Raw genomic sequence first — 19,086 nt, forward strand, 5'->3', positions numbered from 1 at the left:
GATCCAGGAGCGACCTGAATGAAGCCCGGCCTGCCGACCGCCATGGAACGGCCCCACTTCATCGGCATCGGCGGCGCCGGCATGTCCGGCATCGCGAAGATCCTCGCGCAGCGCGGCGCGAAGGTGGCCGGCAGCGACTCCCGTGACTCCGAGACCGCCCAGGCGCTGCGCGCCCACGGCGCGACCGTCCACATCGGGCACGCCGCCGGGCACCTCGCCGACGACGCCACCTGCGTGGTCGTCTCCAGCGCCATCCGCGCCGACAACCCCGAGCTCGCCCGGGCCGCCGAACTCGGCATCCCCGTCGTGCACCGCTCGGACGCCCTCGCCGGCGTGATGGAGGGCCTGCGCCCCATCGCCGTCGCCGGTACGCACGGCAAGACCACCACCACCTCGATGCTGGCGGTCTCCCTGTCGGCGCTCGGCCTGGACCCCTCGTACGCCATCGGCGGCGACCTGGACGCCCCCGGCTCCAACGCCCACCACGGCGAGGGCGACATCTTCGTCGCAGAGGCGGACGAGAGCGACCGCAGCTTCCACAAGTACGTCCCGCAGGTCGCGATCATCCTCAACGCCGAGCTCGACCACCACGCGAACTACGCGTCGATGGAAGAGATCTACGAGTCCTTCGAGACCTTCGTCTCCAAGATCGTGCCCGGCGGCACCCTCGTCGTCGCCCACGGCCAGGCGGGCGCCGCCGAGATCGCCGCCCGGGTCGCCGGCAACCCCGACCTCCACGTCGTCACGTACGGCGAGGAGGCCGACGCCGACGTCCGCATCACCAAGATCACCCCGCGCGGCCTGACCAGCGAGGTCACCGTGGTCATCCAGGACCGGATGCTCACCTTCACCGTGTCCGTGCCCGGACGCCACTACGCGCACAACGCCGTCGCCGCCCTCGCGGCCGGTGTCGCGCTCGGCATCCCGGCGCACAACCTGGCCTCCGCCCTCGGCAAGTACACGGGCGTCAAGCGCCGCCTCCAGCTCAAGGGCGAGGAGGCCGGCGTACAGGTCATCGACTCGTACGCGCACCACCCGACCGAGATGACCGCCGACCTGGAGGCCATCCGCGGCGCCGCGGGCGACTCCCGCATCCTGGTCGTCTTCCAGCCCCACCTCTTCTCCCGCACCCAGGAGCTCGGCAAGGAGATGGGCCAGGCCCTGGCCCTCGCCGACGCCTCCGTGGTCCTCGACATCTACCCGGCCCGCGAGGACCCGATCCCCGGGATCACCAGCGAGATCATCATCACCGCGGCCCGCGCCGCGGGCGCCGACGTCACCGCCGAGCACTCCAAGGAGGCCGTCGCCGACGTCATCGCGGGAATGGCCAAGCCCGGTGATCTCGTTCTCACGATGGGCGCCGGCGACGTCACGGATCTCGGACCGCAGATCCTCGCCCGCCTGTCGAACTGAGGGAGCGGGAACGTCATGGCGTACGAGGTCCAGAAGACGGACGAGCAGTGGCAGGCGGAGCTGACCCCGTCCGAGTACCAGGTGCTGCGCCTGGCGGGCACCGAGCCGGCCTTCCGCGGTGAGTACACGGACACGAAGACGGTGGGCGTCTACTCCTGTCGCGGCTGCGGCTCCGAGCTGTTCCGTTCCACGGAGAAGTTCGAGTCGCACTGCGGCTGGCCGTCCTTCTTCGACCCGAAGGACACCGAGGCCGTCGAGCTGATCGCCGACACCACCCACGGCATGGTCCGCACCGAGGTCCGCTGCGCGACCTGCGGCTCCCACCTGGGGCACGTCTTCGACGGCGAGGGCTACCCGACCCCCACCGACCAGCGGTACTGCATCAACAGCATCTCCCTGCGCCTCACCCCGAAGGAGGCCGCAGGGAACTGAGGTGGTCCTCCAGGGTCCGGCGCGGGTTCCACCCCCGCGACCGGGCCCTGCTCACGTCCAGCACCACCGGACGGGAGAGCTGGTCCACCGCGTACCGGCTGAGCAAGGGCTCCGAGCCCGTCAGCCGCGCCACCGACTCCGCCGCCCGGGCAGCCGCGAGCGCCACCGGCAGCGGCAGGTGCCGGATCCGGGCCCGCACCCCGTGCGCCCGCAGCACCGCCCCGATCGCCGCGTCCCGCCCGTACGGCTCCGCGTCCGCCACGTTGTACGCGCCCGGCGGCCAGCCCGCGGCCGCCAGAGCGGCGTCCGCGAGGTTCTCCACCGCCGTCAGGCTCAGCCGCACGTCCGGACCCGGCAGCAGCAGCGTCCCCGCCCGGACCCGGGACAGCAGTCGGGGCAGCAACTGCGTGTCACCCGGCCCGTACACCGCCCGGGGCCGCAGCACCACGGCGCCCCCGGCCAGCGCCAGCGCCTCGCCCGCCGCCTTCGTACGGCCGTACGCGTTCAGGTGACCCGCCCGCGGATGCTCCTCGGAAACCCGCTCGCGCGAACACCGCGGGTCGTACACGCTCGCGCTGCTCACCCACACCACCGGCCGCCCCCCGGCGGCCCGCAGCAGCCGCGCCGTCCCCGCCTCGTTGACCGCCCGCATCACCGCCTCGGCCCGCCCTCCGGGCGCCGGATCGCCCACGGCCGCCGCGCAGTGCACCACGAAGTCGACCCCCGCCAGATCCGGCACACCACGGGCCGCGTCCCAGAACCGGTGTTCCCCCACCGGCCCCGGCCTGCGACCCACGCACACCACCGACGCCCCCGCCGCGGCCGCCGCCCGGGCCACCTGCCCGCCGCAGAACCCGCTCGCCCCCGTCACCGCGATCCGCGCACTCACGCCCCCACCCCCGCGCCCGCCCGCACCGTCAGCGACCGCCAGCCCGGCAGCGCCACCCGCCGGTCCACCCGTGCCCGCGCCACCACCGGACGGTGCACGGCCAGCTCCGCCAGTACGTCGGCCAGCAGGACGGAAGCCAGCCGCGCCCCGGGACACGCGTGCGGCCCCACGCCGAACACCAGCCGCGCCACCTCCGGCCCCGCCGGATCCAGCGCGTCCGGGTCGCGCCGGTGCGCCCCCGCCGCGTGCCGGGCCACCAGCACCAGCCGGTCACCGCCGCGCACCGGACAGCCGCCCACCGACCCGCCCGCCGCCGCCACCCGGGGCAGCACCGGAGAGGCCGCCGTGACCCGCAGCAACTCCGCCACCAGCCGCGGCCGCAGCCCCGGGTCCGCGGCCTGCCCCCACAGCCCCGCGTCCGCGCACCAGGCCACCGCCCGAGGCACCGCCGCCACGGTGGTGTTCACCGCGGCCACCGCCACCATCGAGGACAGCGCGTCCCCCGCCCCGGCCAGCTCCCGCAGCCGCGCCGCGGCCCCTGCCGCCGCGGCCGCCGCACCGGGCCGCGGCGGGCCCGGCAGGTGGCTGCGCACCGAAGCGGCCGCCGCCCGCGCAGCGGCCCGTGCCAACAGCACCGGATCCGCGTCCGACCCCAGCAGGGCGACCGCCACCGACCCCGCCAGCTCCCGCGTCAGGGCCACCACGTCCACCTCGCCGCCCCCGGCCAGCGGGGCCGACCCGCGCGCCAGCAGCGGCAGCCACACCGGCCGCAGCTCCTCCACCCCGGCCGCCCCCAGCCGGACCGCGAGGGCCCGCCGGTCGGCCCGGTGCACCCCGCCCTCCTGGTCGAACAGCACGTCGCCGTCCCCCCGCAACGCGGCCCGCGCCGCGCCGCCCGTCGTCCCCTCCGCCGTACGGTCCAGCGGCAGCCGGGTCAGCGCCTCCCGGTAGGCGTCCGCGTCGTGCACCAGCAGCGTCCCGCCCAACCGGCGCACACCCCGCCCGCGCGTCGCGGCCAGCAGCCCGAACAGCAGCGGATGCCCGCGCAGGTAGACCCGGCGGTCCCGGCGGCGGGCCCTCGCATGGCCGGTGGGCGTCGGGCGGTCGGTCGTCGCAGCGCCGTTCATCGGACGTGGACCTCTTTCGTGTCGACGGGCCGGTACCACCGGTCCCACTACCGGAGAAGGGTGCGCCGGGCGCCCCAGGAACGCAGCCGCCGCAGGCCGTTCCCGACCACCGGGTGCTCGACCCGGACGATCCGCGCACTGCGCTCCCGGGCCCGGTTGAGCAGCACCACGTCCTGCGAACCCGCCTCCGGCGGCTCCCGGACGGTCCCGCCGCGGCGCACGTACAGGTCGGCGGGGATCCCCGGGTCGTGGCCGTGGCACAGCCCGTACGGAGCCCGGTGGCGAGGATCGCGGTGCGCGGCCCGGAACCGCCCGTACACCACCGGCAGCCCGCCCGGCCGGCGACCCGCCCGGCCGCGGCTCCGGGCCGCCCCGACGAGCGGCGCGCACGTCAGCGCCCCCGCCGGGCCGCGGCCGCCAGGTGCGCCGCCGCCAGGGCCGAGGCCGCCGCCCGGTCCGGTTTGCGGGAGCGCCCCGACAGCGGGATCCGGGCGAACACCAGGGCGTCGGGCCGGGCCGTGCCCATCCGCCGCAGCGGCCCCGACAGCGCCGACCGCAGCGCCGGTTCGGGAACACCGCGCCGCGGCTGCACCAACGCCACGAGCCGTTCGTCCCCGTCTCCCGCCGGAACCCCGACGAGCACGCCCAACTCCACCCCCGGCACGTGCAGCGCCGGCTCGTACAGACCCGGGTAGATGTTCTCCGCCCGCCGCAGCACCATGTCCTTGCAACGCCCCTCCAACACGATCCGCCCGGCCGGATCCAGCCGCGCCCGGTCGCCCGTGCGCACCCACGGATCGGGTTCCTCACCCAGGTAGCGGTGCCGGGCCGCGGGTCCGGCCAGCAACAGCTCCCCGGTGGCGTCCCGTACCGCCCGCACCCCCGACAGCGGGGCGCCGACCAGGTCCCCGACCCCCTCGAAGGCGGCCTTCTCCCGGGACTCCACCGCGGCCGCCGGGAACAGCTCGGTCAGCGCGTACACCCCCCACGCCTGCTCGGCGCCGGCCTCCCGGACCCGGTTCAACAGCCCGGCGCTCGCCGGGGCCGAACCCGTCCACACCCGGCCCGTGAACCGGGCGCCCGCGTCCAGGGCGTCCCGCAGCCGCGGCGGCGTCAGATAGGTGTCCCGAGGAAGCAGCCCGGCCAACTGCCGGGCCAGGACCCGAGGCCGGCGCGCCGGCAGGGCGACCGGCGCCCCGCGCGTCAGGGAAGGCACGAGGACGAAGAACGTACCGCCCAGCACGGGCGAGCCGTCGTCCCCGGAGTCGAACAGCGACGCCACCGTCTCCATCCCGGCCGCGAGACCGGCCCGGGTGTGCACGACCGCACGCGGTCGGGACGTGGTCCCCGAGGTGAACACGATCACCGCGTCGCCGTCCTCGTCCCGGCCGGCCGGCACCCCCGTCCGGGAGGCCCCCGTCCCCAGGGCGGGCGCGCACCCCGGCAGTCGGCGTCCGACCGTCGCCACCGGCCCCAGCCCGGACAGCTCCGGCAGTTCCAGCCCGGACCGGCGGGCCAACGGCCCGGCCCACCCCGCGACCGCCTGCGCGGCGGCGTCGGCCAGCACCAGCGCCGGCCGGGCCAGCGCGAGCCGGGCCCGCAGCACCTCCGCCCCGGCCCCCGGGTCGAGGACGGCCCCGCGCAACCCGAGCCGCCACAGGGCCAGCAGCACCGCGAGGGCCCGCGGTCCGGGCCGCACCGCCACCCCGACGGTGTCCCCGGCCCGCAGGCCGCGCGCGTGCAGCGCGGCGGCGTACGCCTCGGCCAGGTCGGCGAGTTCGCCCCGGGTGACGCGGACCCGGGTGGCGCCCGTACGGGTCGCCGTCAGGACGGCGGGCCGTTCGGGCCGGGAACGCAGCGAGTCCGCGAGTCGGTCCAGCATCAGCGGGGATCCGTTCCGTGCGCGCCGCTGCCCTGGTCGAGGTACCAGCGGGCCGTACCGGCGAGGCCGTACGCCCGCAGCCGGCGCGTGGAGTTCTCCACGACCATCGTCCGGCAGTGGCTGATGCGGTCGGTGTGGCGGCGCACCGCGTTCAGGAACAGCCGGTCCGTCGGCGACGGCCGCCTGGGCATCCCGCCGACCGCCAGGTACAGGTCCGCGGTGATCGCCATGTTGTTCCCCGCGTGCATCCGGTACGGAGCCCGGTAGCCGTGTCGGCGGGCGTGCTCCGGCCGCAGCCGCCCGAACAGCGCGGCCACCGCGACCAGCCCCGCGAACACGGTCCGCCCGAGCGGGCCGTGCTCGTCGCCCCGCGCCACGATCCGACCGCACACCAGACCCGGCCGCGCCAGCAGCGCGGCCCGCGCCGCACCCGTCCAACCGGGCCGGGGCAGGCAGTCGGCGTCCGTCCGCGCCAGCAGCGTCGCCCCCCGGGCCATCGCGTACCGGAACCCGGTGTCCACGGCGGACCCGACGCCCTTCTGCGGCTCCTCGATCACCTCCACCGGGAACGGCGCGTCCGCCGCGAACGCCCGCGCGATGTCGCCCGTCCCGTCCGCCGAGGCGTTGTCGACGACCAGCAGGGTGAAGTCCCGGTCCCGCTGCGCGGCCAGCGCCCGCAGCGTGTCCGCCAGCCGTGCCTCTTCCTCGTGCGCGGGCACCACCACCCACATGCGGGAGCCGCTCACGACTTCTCCCAGACCATCGTCATGATGCTGATCCCGCCGCCGAGACCGACGAACAGCACCCGTTCCCCCGGCGCGAGGTCCGAGAACACCCGGTCCAACTGCACCCCGATGCTCGCGCTCGCCACGTTCCCGAGCTCCGGGACGGTCACCACCAGCTTCCGCTCAGGGACCCCCGTCAGCTCCGCGAACCGCTCCAGGTACGGCACCGTCACCTGGTGCACCAGCACCTTCGCGAAGCCGTCCCAGTCCAGACCCGTGCGGTGCAACGTCCGGTCGACGACCGCCGTGCCGACCTTCTCGAACACCCCACGCAGTTCGTGCCCGTCCCCCCGGAAGTACGTGTACGCGTCCCCGCGCGGGTGCCGCGAACCGCCGCCCGGGATCCCGCCGACCTCCCAGTGCTCCGAATGCGTCTCGGTGTCCACGTCGAGGATCCCGCCGGCCTCCACCCCCTCCAGGACCACGGCCGCGCCCGCGTCGCCGAACGTGTAGCCGGCGAAACCCTCGCGGAACTCCGCGAAGTCCGCCGGCGCCCTGCGCACGGCCCGGCTCGGCGTCTCCCCGGTGACCACCAGTGCCCGGCGCGAGCGCCCGGCGAGGATCATCGTCCGGGCGAGGTCGATGCCGTTGACGAAGCTGTTGCAGGCGTTCGTGACGTCCAGGGCGTGCGCCCGGGAGCCGAGTTCGGCCTGCACGATGTGCGCGGTGGCCGGCTCGACGAGGTCCCGGGAGGCCGAGGCGAAGACCAACAGGTCCACGTCGTGCGGGGCGAGACCGGCGGAGTCCAGCGCCCGGCGCGCGGCGCCGACGGCCAGCGTGGAGGCGTACACCCCCTCGGCGGCGACGCGCCGGGACGCGATCCCGGTGGCCCTGGACAGGACCCCCGGCGGCAACGCGAACCCGCCGGCCCCGGCCACGTCCCGCTGGAGGTCGTCGGAGGTCAGGACGTCCCCGGGCAGCAGGCTGCCGACGGCGGTTATCCCGACGCGCGGGGGCGGATCACACGGCTGAATGGGCATGCCCTCACGATGACAAGCCGCCGGCGCCGGGTCCTGAGTACGGATGCTCAGATCCCGTACGCGCGCCTTGAGTAGGAGGCCCGTGCTCCGCCGGGGCGGCCGGCCCGACCGTCACCGCCCGGTCCCCGAGCCGCCGCCCCCACCGCCCTGCGGAGGGCTTCGGGCGCCCGGCGCCACTTTCAGAACACGCCCTATACCAGCCACTTCCCGTCGCGCATCAGGGTCCGTCCGGCCAACTCGGGCACGGTTCCCCACGCCTGCAGCAACTGCGGGGTGACCCGGTAGAAGAAGTACGAGGGCCCGCTCTTGCGCGGGTCCCAGCCGTCCTTCGCGACGAATCCCTCGCCCACCCCGTCGGGCAGCTCCTCGGGGGGCACCGTGCGCGAGGTGCCGTGGACCAGGACGACGTCCCGGGTGTGGCCGAAGGACAGCCGGACGCGACCCGAGGCGCTCAGGTTGCGCCCGGTCGGGTTGGTGTCGCGGGTGGCGAGCCAGACGGCTTCGCCGTCCCACCAGAAGGTCAGCGGCACGAGACAGGGCTCGCCGGTGGCGTCGGCCGTGGCGACCCATACGTCCACGTCCCGCACGAGCCGTTCCAAGGCCTCGCGCTTGCGTTGCTCGGGGCTGCGGGGTCCGTCGGGGAGGGAGTCAACTTCCGTCATGCGAGGAGACTATGGCGACGTCCGACCCTTCGCATCCGACGCCGGACCTAGGTCGCCGGGCGGAGGATCGTCCAGGCCGTGCGGTCGGTCGTGCCGCCGTGGTCCGATCAACCAGGCCCGTCGCTGCGTTGGTTACTCCCTGATGGGTTGGGACACCCGGACCGCGCCCCGGGTTCAGTGGTTCCGGGGCGGCTCGTTCGGCGGGGGCGGGATGACGCGGCGGCGGGTGACGCCGGCCCAGTCGGCGCCCGCCGGGCGGTCGGGAGCGGCGGCCGTCGTGGCAGGTCCCGGGCCCGGACCGGGGTCCGGCGGGAGCGGGCGACGGCGCAGGAGTCCCGACAGCCGCTCACGCAGCCCCGCGAGGGCCCCCGGCCGCCGCCAGGCACGGAACTCCTCCGCCCGGCGCGCCCCGTGACCGGCCAGCTCCTCCTCGGCCTCCAGGAGCCGCTCGGGCGACAGGTCCCGTACGGCGGGTCGGAGCACGCCCTCCAAGAGGTCGGTCCGGGTCTCCTGCCACAGCGGTCCCGCCTGCGGGTGCGAGGACCAGACGGCGAAGCAGTCCGCGAGGAAGCGCGGCGAGCGGCGCAGCAGCGCCCCGACCCGGGGATCGTGCGCCGCGCGCCGGTACGCCGACAGCAACTCGGCGTCCTCGCTGTCGATCAGCGCCCGCAACCCGGCCGCGCCCGACCGGTCCGGGGCGAGCAGCCGGGCCGCCGTCGCCGCGAGTGCTCCGGCCGCCGCGTCGGCTCCGGGGGCGGGGCCCCGGGGCTCCGGGTCCTGCGCGGGGACGTCCGGACGTCGGTCCTGCCGTATGGAGCGGGTCCCGTCCGCGCCGGGTCGTGCCGACGGCAGGGTGTCCCGGCCGTCCACCGGGGCGTCGGGCCGGGCGGACGTCCGCGGGGCCGGGTCCGGGGTCGAGCGCCCTGCGCTCCCGGCTCGGGTCGCCGTCGTGGCCCGGTCGGCCGGTCGGTCGTCGGGGCGGTCGTCCGGGGGTGTTTCCCCGTGCGCCGCGTCCCGTGCGTAGGGCCGCTCGTCGGGGCGGGCGTCGTCGTCCTGCCCGGGGGCCGTCTCCACCAGCAGGAGCTCCCGGCGCAGCCGCTCGGGGAGTTCCGTCGCGAAGTGGCCCAGCACCTCCCGCGCCAGGTCCGACGCCGCCGGGTCCCCGGCCGGGGCCCGCACCGCCGCCAAGGCGAGCAGGTCCCAGGTACCGGCGTCGCGGTGCACCGGCGCGCCCGTCGTCGCCAGCACCAGACGGGCCTCGTCGGCGGGCAGCGGCTCCGCACCCCACACCAGCCGCATTCCGGTCCGCAGGACCAGCGGCTCGGCGTAGAGGGAGACCCCGCAGTCCCGGAGGAGGGTGTCCAGCGCGACGACCCGGTCCGCCCGCGCCCACGCCGGCTCCGTGGCCCGCGCGCACATCCGCAGGTGCGGTACCGCCTCCGCGGCGCCCAGCCGCATCCCGGTGTGCTCGAACAGTCGGACACCGGCGGCGGGATCGCCCGCGGACAGGGCGTCCAGCCGGTCCAGCACGAGGATCCGCAGGGCCGGCAGCTCGGCCAGCCCGTCCCGTACGTCCTCCCCGTACGCCCGCTCCGGATCGCCCAGCAGCGCGAGGGCCAGTCGGCGTGCCACCTCCGGCAACGGCGCGGCGGGGCCGACCCCGAGGGCGGCGGCCATCCGCGTGCGCCGGTCCGCCACCCCGTGCGGGCCGTCGACGCCGGACCCCGCGCCCGGCGGGACCCCCTCGGCGCGATCGGCCTCGGCGGCCGGGTGCGGCGCCTCGTCGCGTATGTCGTCCCCCGCGTGCCGTGCCCGCCGCGCGTGCCGGGGGCCGGCGGGCCGCGCTTCGGAGAGCAGCGGTGCCGGTGCCGGTGCCGGTGGTGTCGGGCCGGGCCCGGGTGTGCGGCGCGGTGCTCGGTCGCGGGCGTCGGGCAGCGCGTCCCCGTGTTCGGCGGTCCACTCGGCGGCCTCCGCGTGGGCCGCCGGGTCCAGCGGCAGCCCGGCGGCAAGGGCGAGCGCGGCCAACGGGCCCGCGTCGTAGGGGTCGCCGGGCAGTTGCCGCACCTCCGCGAACAGTTGGGGCCGGCCCGCCAGCCAGACCAGCGCAGCGGTCCGCGCCCACGGGCCGGCGGACGCGTCGGAGTCGGCCGGTGCGAGGGGCTCGCGCGCGGGGTCGAGGATCCGGTAGCGGTGTTCCCGCCCGGCGAGCGCGGCGAGTTCGGCCTCCCCGCCGGGGCGCACGCCGATCAGTTGCTGCGGGGCCAGGCCGGGACGCCGCGTGTAGGTGGTGAAGGTGAGCCACTGCCCCCGCTGGTGCGGGAGCACGCTGCACGCCAGCATCACCCAGCGGGCCACGTCCAGGCTGTCGCGCTCCACGAGCACGATCCGCGGGGCCTCCGGGTCCATGCCGAGCCGGCGCACGTCGGCGAAGAACCCCGCGAGCCGGGCGCCCCGCGCCGCGACGAACGCGGCCAGCCCGGGGGCGTCGTGCCGTCCAGGGGCGGGCACCTTCGCGAGCGGCGGGGGCGGGCCGCCGGGAGGGGTACGCGAGGCCCACTGGGGGGAGCCCCAGGCCGTGATCGGCAGGGCGCCCTGGGCCGCCCCGGAGCCCGCGGCCCCGGGCAGGTGCACGGCGTGCGCGTGGAAGGGAAGGCCCACCCCGGGGCGGGCCGGTCCGGCGCCCGCGCCCGTATCGGTACCCGCGTCAGTACCGGTGCCCGTACCCGCGTCCGCACCGGTACCCGTACCCGCGTCCGTGCACGCCGAGCGGGCCAGCAGCCGGCTCCCGTCGGAGAGGATGCTCAGGCTCAGCGCCACCGGGAGCGCGGCCAGTTGCTCCGCCGACGGGTGCGCCGGGGCGTCGTCGGGCGGCTCGTACCCGATCAGCCGCCCGGCCTCGCGCAGCAGCGCGGCGGGCACGCCCGGGGTGACGGACGTGAAGCCCGGACCGGAACCCTCCGGGCCGGGCGTCCCCGAGGCGTAGTGGAGCTGCGCGAGGTTCATGCGTCCCCCTCCGACCGGGCGGCCGCCCCGCCCGGCGTCCACGCCCGCCCGCCCCGGGGCGTCGCCGCCCGCCGTGACGTCCAGGCCCTCCCGTACCGGGGCATCGCGCCCCGCCCGTACCGGGCCATCGCGTCGGACCTCCCGAACACCCTCACATCGGAGGGCTGTTGTCGCGCCCCGTGTGCCCCGTAGCGTTCCATCGATGCGGCGGGCGGACGGGCGGAGGGTGTGCCGGGCCGGGCCAGGGCGTGCCCGTGCTCGGTCCCCGCCATACGTCTGCGCCCCCCGTGCAGTGTGTGAAGGTCATTCCAGCAGATGCGGGGGCCGTGCGGGAGCCATTTCCCGGGGCTTTCCGTTCGCCCGCTGTACGGCCCGACGTCAGACGGGGATCTCCGTCCGGTACCCCGGGGCGGCTGTTCTTGGGGCGCCCCTCGACTCCCCCCTCACCTCCAGAGGTCGTCACCCATGGCTGAACTCAACCGACGCAGGTTCCTCCGGATCGCCGGCGGGACCGCCGCCGTCGCGATGCTGAACGAGAGCATCGCGCGCGCCGCCGCGATCCCGGCCGCGCAGGGCGGCACCGGGACCATCCAGGACATCGAGCACGTCGTCGTCCTCATGCAGGAGAACCGGTCCTTCGACCACTACTTCGGGGCCATGAAGGGCGTCCGCGGCTTCGGGGACCCGCGTCCGGTGCTCCAGGACAACGGGAAGTCGGTCTTCCACCAGTCGAACGGGACGAAGGACATCCTGCCCTTCCACCCGCAGATCGAGGACCTCGGGATGCAGTTCCTGGAGGGCCTGAACCACGACTGGGCCGGTGGCCACCAGGCCTACAACAACGGCAAGTACGACAAGTGGGTCCCGGCGAAGACGGCCACGACCATGTCGTACATGACGCGGAACGACATCCCGTTCCACTACGCCCTCGCCGACGCGTTCACCGTCTGTGACGCCTACCACTGCTCGTTCATCGGGGCGACGGACCCCAACCGCTACTACCTGTGGACGGGGCACACGGGCAACGACGGCACGGGCGGCGGCCCGGTCCTCGGCAACCAGGAGCTCGGGTACGGCTGGAAGACCTACCCGGAGCGCCTGGAATCGGCCGGGGTGTCCTGGAAGGTCTACCAGGACATCGGCGACGGCCTGAACGCGGCGGGCCACTGGGGCTGGATCAACGACGCCTTCCGCGGCAACTACGGCGACAATTCGCTGCTCTACTTCAACGCGTACCGCAACGCCCAGCCCGGCAGCCCCCTGTACGAGAAGGCGCGCACGGGCACGAACGCCGCCGCGGGCGAGGGCTACTTCGACCGGCTGCGCGCGGACGTGGTGAACGGCACCCTGCCGCAGGTCTCGTGGATCGCCGCACCCGAGGCGTTCAGCGAGCACTCCAACTGGCCGACGAACTTCGGCGCCTGGTACATCTCGCAGGTGCTGGACGCGCTGACCGCGAACCCGGCCGTCTGGGCGAAGACCGCCCTCTTCATCACCTACGACGAGAACGACGGCTTCTTCGACCACGTCGTCCCGCCGTACCCGCCCACCTCCTCGGCGTGGGGCCTGTCCACGGCCGACGTCACCCGCGACCTGTACGCCGGCGGCGGGGGCTACGCGGCCGGCCCCTACGGTCTCGGCCCGCGCGTCCCGATGATCGTGGTCTCGCCTTGGAGCAAGGGCGGCTACGTCTGCTCCGAGACCTTCGACCACACCTCGGTGATCCGCTTCATGGAGAAGCGGTTCGGCGTGCAGGAGCCGAACATCTCGCCGTGGCGCCGGGCCGTGTGCGGTGACCTGACCTCGGCGTTCGACTTCACCCGGGCGGACTCCGCACCCGCCGCGCTGCCCTCCACGGCCGGGTACGTCCCGCCGGACAAGGACCGTCACCCGTCCTACCACCCGACCCCGCCGGCGACCGGGGCGCTGCCGAAGCAGGAGGCGGGCGGGAAGCCGACCCGAGCCCTGGGCTACAGCCCGTACGTGGACGGCAGGGCCACCGTCTCCACCGGCAAGTTCACGCTGACCTTCGCCTCCGGGCCGTCGCTGGGTGCCCATTTCCACAGCACCTCGGGCAACCGGACCGACGGTCCGTGGCCCTACACGGTGGAGGCCGGCAAGACCCTGTCCGACACCTGGAGCACCAGCGCCCCCACCGGCAACCGGATCGACCTCACGGTCTGGGGCCCCAACGGCTTCCTGCGCACCTGGAAGGGACCGGCGAAGAAGGCCGGCCCGGAGGTGACGGCCCGCCACGTGGGCGCGACCGGCAACCTGGCACTGACCCTGACGAACGGGGGCACGGCCGCGGTGAACCTCACGGTGACCAACGCCTACGGCGGCGCCGCCCAGACCTTCAAGGTCAACGCGGGCGCGAGCGTCTCCCACACGGTGGACCTGCGCGCCGCGGCCCGCTGGTACGACGTGACGGTCGTCTCGGACGCCGACGCGACGTTCCTGCGCCGGTTCGCCGGCCACGTGGAGACGGGCGCCCCGGGCGTCTCCGACCCGGCGATCAAGACGGTCTGAACCGTCGGGCCCGGGTCCCCGCGCCCGTGCGGGGACCCGGGCCCGTCCGGATTCCGGTGGTCGCGCGGGCGGGCGAACCGGCCGTGCGGTGTGACGGCGGGCCGGATGGGCAGAGGTACCGCGTCGCTTTCTTCGCCCGTCACCGAAGGGGAACGCATGGCCATCGCCCATCGCAGGATCGGCACCGGACCCGTCCGCGTCATCGTGCTGCACGACTGGTTCGGGACCTCCGCGAACTGGGGCTCCGTACTGGACCACCTGGACCCGGAGGAGTTCTCGTACGCCTTCCTCGACTACCGCGGCTACGGCGAGCGGCGGGACGTCCCCGGCCGCCACACCCTGCCCGAGATCGCCGACGACGTCCTGGAACTGGCCGACCAGCTGGGCTGGGACACGTTCTCCCTGCTCGGGCACTCCATGGGCGCCAAGGCCGCCCAGCAGGTGCTCGTGCGGGCCCCCGAGCGGATCGAGAAGCTGATCGGCACGGCGCCCGTGCCGGCCGGGCCCTACGTCATGGACGACCGGACCCACGCCCTCTTCCACGGAGCCGCCGAGGACCCGGACAAGCGCCTCGCCATCCTCGACCTGGTCACCGGCCACCGGGCGAGCCGGTACTGGCTGGACCGGATGGTCGCCCATTCGCTCGCGGTCTCCCGCCCCGAGGCCTTCGCCGGGTACCTGGCGAGCTGGCAGCCGCTCGACCTGTCCTCGGCCGTGAAGGGCAGCACGGTCCCGGTGCTGGTCCTGGTGGGGGAGTACGACCTGGCGCTGACGGCCGACGTGATGCGCGCCACGTGGCAGGCCTGGTACTCGAACTGCCGCATCGTCACGGTCCCGGGCTCCGGCCACTACCCGCCGCACGAGACCCCGGTCGCCTTCGCCACCGACGTCGAGGCCTTCCTGCGCGGCTAGGGTCCGCCCCGCCCCGTCCCCTCCGGAACGCGAAAAACCCGTGGGGTACGAGGAAACCTCGTACCCCACGGGATCAAAAGGGTGAGTGACGGGACTTGAACCCGCGGCCACCTGGACCACAACCAGGTGCTCTACCAACTGAGCTACACCCACCACGAAGGGCGGCGGAACCACCCGTTCGATGTGCAAGCACAGCATAGCCGATCAGAGGGGTGGTTCCGCGACGCGTTATCCGGCGGACCGGCTGCCGGTGGGGGTCGCCGCGAGGCGGGCGGGGAACCCCTCCTCGCGGTGGGCGGCCCGCTCCACCGCGGCCGCGGCGAAGGCCCGCACGATCGGGTGCGGCCGGGTGCCGTCGCCGGAGAGCTCGGGCTGGAACAGCGTCGCCAGGAAGAAGGGGTGCCCCGGCAGCTCCGCGACGCGGACCTGCCCGTCCTCGTCGTGGCCCGACAGCCGCAGTCCGTGCGCGGCGAGCGCGGGCAGGTGCCGCGGCGCCGGACCGTAGTCGCAGTGGTAGCGCTCCATCGTCCGCTCCGCTCCCAGCGCGGACTCGGCGAGGGAGCCGGGCTCGGCCCGGACCAGCCCCTCGTGCCCGACGAGGGAGCAGGCGAGCGGCGCGATCAGCGGATCGCCGGCCCCGGGATCGTTCTCGGCGTGCGCCGCGTCGGTCAGCCCGCAGACGTTGCGGGCGTACTCCAGCAGCGCGTGCTGGAACCCGCCGCAGGTGCCGAGGAAGGGGATGCCCTCCTCCCGTGCCACCCGGATCGCGGCGAGCGCCCCGGCCTCGCTGGCGTACGGGCTGCCGGGCAGCACCCACACCGCGTCGAACCCCGCCAGGGTGCCGGCGGCCGCCCCCGCCCCGGCGTCGGCGGTGGGGATCCAGTAGGCGTCGAGGACGAGCCCGTCGCGCGCGGCCAACGCGTCCAGCAGGACCGGGACGCGGGCGTGGGAGGTGACGTGCGGGGAACGGTCGCCGACGAGGGCGATCCGGGCGATCGGAGCGGTGTTCATGACGATCATCCTGCGACCCCGACGCCGTTCAGCGCCAACGATTGTTCCTGCACCATCGATAAGTGTTCCTGATGTCGATGGCAGGCTGGTGGCATGGACCCGCACCTGCTCCGCACCTTCGTCGCCGTCACCCGCCTCGCCTCCTTCTCGGCGGCCGCCCGCGAACTCGGCTACACCCAGTCCGCCGTCTCCCAGCACGTCGCCGCGCTGGAGGCCGACCTGCGCACCGAGCTCCTCACCCGCAGGCCCGTCGCGCCGACCCCGGCCGGCGAGCGGCTGCTGGAGCACGCCGGCCCGCTGCTGCTGCGTCTCGACGCGGCCCGCGCCGACGTACTGCGGCTGGCCGCGGCGCCGCCCGGTCGGGTCACCCTCGCCGCCTCCCCGCTGGCCGTCGGGCCCGCGCTGCTCGCGGTCCTGCCCACCACCGGTGTCACCCTGCGCGTGTTGCCCCCGGACGAGGTGCCCGCCGCCGTCGCCACCGGCGGCTGCGACCTCGGGCTCGTCGACGGGCTGGCCGCGCCGAGCGACCCGCTGCGGCTGCCCGACGTCGCCCCGCTCACCGTCACCGGGATCGGCGAGGAGGACCTGGCCGTGCTGCTGCCCGCCGGGCACCCCCTCGCCGGCCGGGCCGCCGTCCGGCTGGACGACCTCGCCGACGCGCGTTGGCTGGACGCCCCCGGGGTGGGCCGCCCGCTCACCGCGGCCCGCGGCTCCGTCCGCTACGAGGGCACCGACCTGCTCGCCCTCTGCGCCCTGGCCGCGGCCGGGCACGGCCTCGTCCTGCTGCCGCCAAGGGTCGCCGGGGCCGCCGGGGCGGGGGTCTGCGTACCGCTGTCCGCGCCGCGCCTGGTGCACCGTACGGAACTGCTCGCGCCGAAGGTCGTGACGGGCGCGGCGGCCTCCCTCGCCGCCCGGCTCACGGCGGGATCCCGGGACGGGCACTGAGCGCGAGCCCCGCCCGTCCCCACGAGCCCCGCGTGCCACGGCCGCCGGCGGCGCCCGTCAGGGAGCGAGGACCACGGCGGACTCGCCCGGTACGTGGATCCGCCCGTCCGGCCCCGGATGCTCGGCCGGCTCCCAGGAGGCCAGGACCCGCACGCCGTTGCGGCCCAGCGCGATCGTCACCGGCTCCGGGGCGAGGTTCACCGCGACGCGGACCTCGCCCCTTCGGAACGTCAGCCAGCGGCGCTCCTCGTCGTGCGCGACGCGGACCGCCGCGAGATCCGGGTCGCGCAGGTCCGGCTGGGTGCGGCGCAGCGAGACCAGGGTGCGGTACCAGGCCAGCAGCCGGGCGTGCGCGGCCCGTTCGGGTTCCGTCCAGTCCAGGCAGGACCGGTCGCGGGTCGCCGGGTCCTGCGGGTCCGGGATCTCCTCCGCCTTCCAGCCGTGCGCGGCGAACTCCCTTCGCCGACCGGTCCGTACCGCTTCCGCGAGCTCCGGATCGGGGTGGTCGGTGAAGTACTGCCAGGGCGTGCCGGCCCCCCACTCCTCGCCCATGAACAGCATCGGCACGAACGGTCCGGTCAGCGCCACCGTCGCCGCGCAGGCCAGCAGGCCGGGGGAGAGCGAGGCGGAGAGCCGGTCGCCCAGCGCGCGGTTGCCGATCTGGTCGTGGGTCTGGGTGTAGCCGACGAACCGGTGTGCGGGGGTGCGCCTGCGGTCCACCGGGTGGCCGTGGGTCCGGCCCCGGAACGAGGACCAGGTCCCGTCGTGGAAGAAGGCCCGGGTCAGGGTCTTGGCGAGGGCGCCGATCGGGGCCTGCGCGAAGTCGGCGTAGTAGCCCTGCGATTCGCCGGTCAGGGCGCAGTGCAGGGCGTGGTGGAAGTCGTCGTTCCACTGCCCGTGCAGGCCCAGCCCGCCCTGGGCGCGGGAGGCCGTGGTGCGCGGGTCGCACCGGTCGGACTCGGCGATCAGGAACAGCGGACGGGCGGTCTCCACCCCCAGTTCGTCGACGGCCGCGCCGAGTTCCTCCAGGAAGGTCAGGGCCCGCCCGTCGACGAGGGCGTGCACCGCGTCCAGCCGGAGTCCGTCGATCCGGTAGTCCCGCAGCCAGGCCAGCGCGCTGCCCAGGAGGTAGGACCGCACCTCGTCGGAGCCCGGCGCGTCCAGGTTCACCGCCGAGCCCCACGGGGTGTGGTGGGTGTCGGTGAAGTACGGCCCGAAGGCGGGGAGGTGGTTCCCGGACGGCCCCAGGTGGTTGTGGACCACGTCCAGGACCACGCCCAGTCCGGCCGCGTGCGCGGCCTCCACGAACCGGGCCAGCCCGGCCGGGCCGCCGTACGGTTCGTGCACGGACCAGGGCGCCACCCCGTCGTACCCCCAGCCGTGCCGGCCCGGGAAGGAGCACACCGGCATCAGCTCGACGTGCGTCACGCCCAGCGCGGTGAGGTGCCCCAGCCGGGCCGCGGCCGCGTCGAAGGTCCCCTCGGAGGTGAAGGTTCCGACGTGCAGCTCGTACAGCACCGCGTCCTGGAGCGGGGTGCGCGGCGCCGGACCCCGCGGGGTGAGCGGCTCGAAGTCCACGACCGCGGACAGGCCGTCGGGCCCGTCCGGCAGGCGCCGCCCGCGCGGGTCGGGGCGGACCACGGGGTCGTCCCCCAGCAGGAAGCCGTACCGGTCGCCGTCGGCGGCCGGGGCGTCCACGGTCCACCAGCCGGGGCGGCCGGGGTCCCGGTCCGGTGTCATCTCGTAGGCGGTGTCGTTCAGTCGCATGGCGACCCGACCTGTCAGCGGTGCCCATACCTCGAACTGCACGGACGGTCCCCTCGTCTCCGGCGGTGTCCAGCATGCGTATCGTGCCCATCATTCCGGGCCTTCCGGAGGACTTCTGGACACTCCGCACCCGACGGGCCGACAATCACCCTGTGACATCGAGTTTCGAGTTCCCCGCCTTCCCCGCGCCGCGGCTCTCCGACGCCGAGCGCGACCGGGCGCTGGGCCAGCTCAGAGAGGGTGCGGCGCTCGGCCGGCTCTCGCACGACACCTTCCTGCGGCGGATGGAACTCGCGCTCACCGCCCGCCGGGCGGAGGACCTCGCGGTGCTCACCGCCGACCTGCAGACCCGGGAGGCGGGCGAAGCCCCCTGGAGCCGTCGGCTGTTCGGTTGGGTGGGCCGCGCGTCCGCCGTGTCCGCCGGGGTCCGTCGTGCCTGGCAGGTGGAACGGCTGCCCCGGCTGCTGTTGCCGCACCCGGGTGCCGGGCCGTTGCGGATCGGCCGCGACCCGGGCAACGGCCTGCGGCTCAGCCACGAGACCGTCTCGCGGGCGCACGCCGAGCTGAGCATGCGCGACGGAGTCTGGGTGATCAAGGACCTCGGCTCGACCAACGGCACCACCGTCAACGGCCGTCGGGTGTCCGGCTCGGCGGTGGTCCGGGACGGCGACCAGATCGGCTTCGGCCGGATGGACTTCCGGCTGTCCGCGACCTGACGCCTCCTCGACGGCGGACCCGACGGCGCGGTG

Annotated in this window: 16 protein-coding genes and 1 tRNA gene; 6 read left to right on the plus strand and 11 right to left on the minus strand. The window is 75.5% G+C overall.

All coding sequences use genetic code 11. From position 1 onward, the window contains the following. Positions 1-18: 18 nt before the first annotated feature. Positions 19-1,413 carry a UDP-N-acetylmuramate--L-alanine ligase gene (gene murC / locus ACFVS6_RS07575; RefSeq protein WP_389701541.1) on the plus strand — a complete coding sequence of 465 codons (1,395 nt, stop codon included), beginning with the start codon at positions 19-21 and terminating at the stop codon, positions 1,411-1,413. Between the two features lie 15 nt (positions 1,414-1,428). Next, a complete protein-coding gene (gene msrB / locus ACFVS6_RS07580; RefSeq protein ID WP_389701542.1) occupies positions 1,429-1,845 on the plus strand; it encodes a peptide-methionine (R)-S-oxide reductase MsrB in 417 nt (138 codons plus the stop codon). Here the strand turns inward: msrB and ACFVS6_RS07585 are convergent. The 8 genes from ACFVS6_RS07585 to ACFVS6_RS07620 all read right to left on the minus strand — a co-directional run bounded on the left by ACFVS6_RS07585 (position 1,817) and on the right by ACFVS6_RS07620 (position 11,173). Beyond that, positions 1,817-2,734, minus strand: coding sequence for an NAD-dependent epimerase/dehydratase family protein (locus ACFVS6_RS07585; protein WP_389701544.1), 918 nt, complete (start codon positions 2,732-2,734; stop codon positions 1,817-1,819). The genes msrB and ACFVS6_RS07585 overlap by 29 nt on opposite strands. After that, positions 2,731-3,861: a cytochrome P450 gene (locus ACFVS6_RS07590; RefSeq protein ID WP_389701546.1), complete on the minus strand. Its 1,131-nt coding sequence runs from the start codon at positions 3,859-3,861 to the stop codon at positions 2,731-2,733. Before ACFVS6_RS07590 ends, ACFVS6_RS07585 begins: the two co-directional genes overlap by 4 nt. Before the next feature lie 47 nt (positions 3,862-3,908). Further along, positions 3,909-4,184: a hypothetical protein gene (locus ACFVS6_RS07595; RefSeq protein WP_389701548.1), complete on the minus strand. Its 276-nt coding sequence runs from the start codon at positions 4,182-4,184 to the stop codon at positions 3,909-3,911. A 68-nt stretch (positions 4,185-4,252) separates the two neighbouring features. Beyond that, the gene (locus ACFVS6_RS07600) at positions 4,253-5,743 is read right to left on the minus strand and encodes an AMP-binding protein (protein WP_389701549.1); all 1,491 of its coding nucleotides are present in this window, start codon (positions 5,741-5,743) and stop codon (positions 4,253-4,255) included. Beyond that, complete coding sequence (locus ACFVS6_RS07605; protein WP_389701551.1) at positions 5,743-6,489, minus strand: glycosyltransferase family 2 protein; 747 nt, start codon at positions 6,487-6,489, stop codon at positions 5,743-5,745. The genes ACFVS6_RS07600 and ACFVS6_RS07605 overlap by 1 nt, the downstream gene beginning before the upstream one ends. After that, on the minus strand, positions 6,486-7,508 hold the full coding sequence (locus ACFVS6_RS07610; protein ID WP_389701553.1) for a 3-oxoacyl-ACP synthase III family protein: 1,023 nt from the start codon (positions 7,506-7,508) through the stop codon (positions 6,486-6,488). Before ACFVS6_RS07610 ends, ACFVS6_RS07605 begins: the two co-directional genes overlap by 4 nt. A 191-nt stretch (positions 7,509-7,699) precedes the next feature. Next, entirely contained in the window at positions 7,700-8,170 is a 471-nt protein-coding gene (locus ACFVS6_RS07615; protein ID WP_389701555.1) for a pyridoxamine 5'-phosphate oxidase family protein, read from the minus strand. A gap of 174 nt (positions 8,171-8,344) precedes the next feature. Further along, positions 8,345-11,173, minus strand: a complete 2,829-nt coding sequence (locus ACFVS6_RS07620; protein WP_389701556.1) for a GTPase-associated protein 1-related protein — start codon at positions 11,171-11,173, stop codon at positions 8,345-8,347. 465 nt (positions 11,174-11,638) lie between these two features. On the opposite strand from ACFVS6_RS07620, the gene ACFVS6_RS07625 reads away from it, so the two are divergent. Continuing rightward, positions 11,639-13,702, plus strand: a complete 2,064-nt coding sequence (locus tag ACFVS6_RS07625; protein WP_389701558.1) for a phosphocholine-specific phospholipase C — start codon at positions 11,639-11,641, stop codon at positions 13,700-13,702. Positions 13,703-13,858: 156 nt separating this feature from the next. Further along, positions 13,859-14,614: an alpha/beta fold hydrolase gene (locus ACFVS6_RS07630; RefSeq protein WP_389701559.1), complete on the plus strand. Its 756-nt coding sequence runs from the start codon at positions 13,859-13,861 to the stop codon at positions 14,612-14,614. An 80-nt stretch (positions 14,615-14,694) separates the two neighbouring features. Here the strand turns inward: ACFVS6_RS07630 and ACFVS6_RS07635 are convergent. Both ACFVS6_RS07635 and ACFVS6_RS07640 read right to left on the minus strand, forming a co-directional pair. Further along, positions 14,695-14,767: transfer RNA gene (locus tag ACFVS6_RS07635), tRNA-His, on the minus strand. Between the two features lie 75 nt (positions 14,768-14,842). Beyond that, complete coding sequence (locus tag ACFVS6_RS07640; protein ID WP_389701560.1) at positions 14,843-15,625, minus strand: hypothetical protein; 783 nt, start codon at positions 15,623-15,625, stop codon at positions 14,843-14,845. 93 nt (positions 15,626-15,718) lie between these two features. On the opposite strand from ACFVS6_RS07640, the gene ACFVS6_RS07645 reads away from it, so the two are divergent. After that, positions 15,719-16,570, plus strand: coding sequence for a LysR family transcriptional regulator (locus ACFVS6_RS07645; protein WP_389701562.1), 852 nt, complete (start codon positions 15,719-15,721; stop codon positions 16,568-16,570). Between the two features lie 57 nt (positions 16,571-16,627). Here the strand turns inward: ACFVS6_RS07645 and treZ are convergent, their stop codons facing one another. Beyond that, positions 16,628-18,379: a malto-oligosyltrehalose trehalohydrolase gene (gene treZ, locus ACFVS6_RS07650; protein ID WP_389701563.1), complete on the minus strand. Its 1,752-nt coding sequence runs from the start codon at positions 18,377-18,379 to the stop codon at positions 16,628-16,630. A gap of 110 nt (positions 18,380-18,489) precedes the next feature. Here treZ and ACFVS6_RS07655 point away from each other — a divergent pair, with 110 nt between their 5' ends. Then, positions 18,490-19,053 carry a DUF1707 and FHA domain-containing protein gene (locus ACFVS6_RS07655; protein WP_389701565.1) on the plus strand — a complete coding sequence of 188 codons (564 nt, stop codon included), beginning with the start codon at positions 18,490-18,492 and terminating at the stop codon, positions 19,051-19,053. Positions 19,054-19,086: the final 33 nt, after the last annotated feature.

It is taken from the genome of Streptomyces sp. NPDC057939 (assembly GCF_042887545.1).
Classification (GTDB): Bacteria; Actinomycetota; Actinomycetes; order Streptomycetales; family Streptomycetaceae; genus Streptomyces.

Bases quoted from the DNA above. Each gene is read 5' to 3' on its own strand.
- msrB (WP_389701542.1), top strand. From the start codon at position 1,429: ATGGCGTACGAGGTCCAGAAGACGGACGAGCAGTGGCAGGCGGAGCTG.
- ACFVS6_RS07645 (WP_389701562.1), top strand. From the start codon at position 15,719: ATGGACCCGCACCTGCTCCGCACCTTCGTCGCCGTCACCCGCCTCGCC.
- ACFVS6_RS07600 (WP_389701549.1), bottom strand. From the start codon at position 5,743: ATGCTGGACCGACTCGCGGACTCGCTGCGTTCCCGGCCCGAACGGCCC.
- ACFVS6_RS07640 (WP_389701560.1), bottom strand. From the start codon at position 15,625: ATGAACACCGCTCCGATCGCCCGGATCGCCCTCGTCGGCGACCGTTCC.
- murC (WP_389701541.1), top strand. From the start codon at position 19: ATGAAGCCCGGCCTGCCGACCGCCATGGAACGGCCCCACTTCATCGGC.
- ACFVS6_RS07590 (WP_389701546.1), bottom strand. From the start codon at position 3,861: ATGAACGGCGCTGCGACGACCGACCGCCCGACGCCCACCGGCCATGCG.
- ACFVS6_RS07630 (WP_389701559.1), top strand. From the start codon at position 13,859: ATGGCCATCGCCCATCGCAGGATCGGCACCGGACCCGTCCGCGTCATC.
- ACFVS6_RS07615 (WP_389701555.1), bottom strand. From the start codon at position 8,170: ATGACGGAAGTTGACTCCCTCCCCGACGGACCCCGCAGCCCCGAGCAA.
- ACFVS6_RS07625 (WP_389701558.1), top strand. From the start codon at position 11,639: ATGGCTGAACTCAACCGACGCAGGTTCCTCCGGATCGCCGGCGGGACC.
- ACFVS6_RS07620 (WP_389701556.1), bottom strand. From the start codon at position 11,173: ATGAACCTCGCGCAGCTCCACTACGCCTCGGGGACGCCCGGCCCGGAG.
- ACFVS6_RS07610 (WP_389701553.1), bottom strand. From the start codon at position 7,508: ATGCCCATTCAGCCGTGTGATCCGCCCCCGCGCGTCGGGATAACCGCC.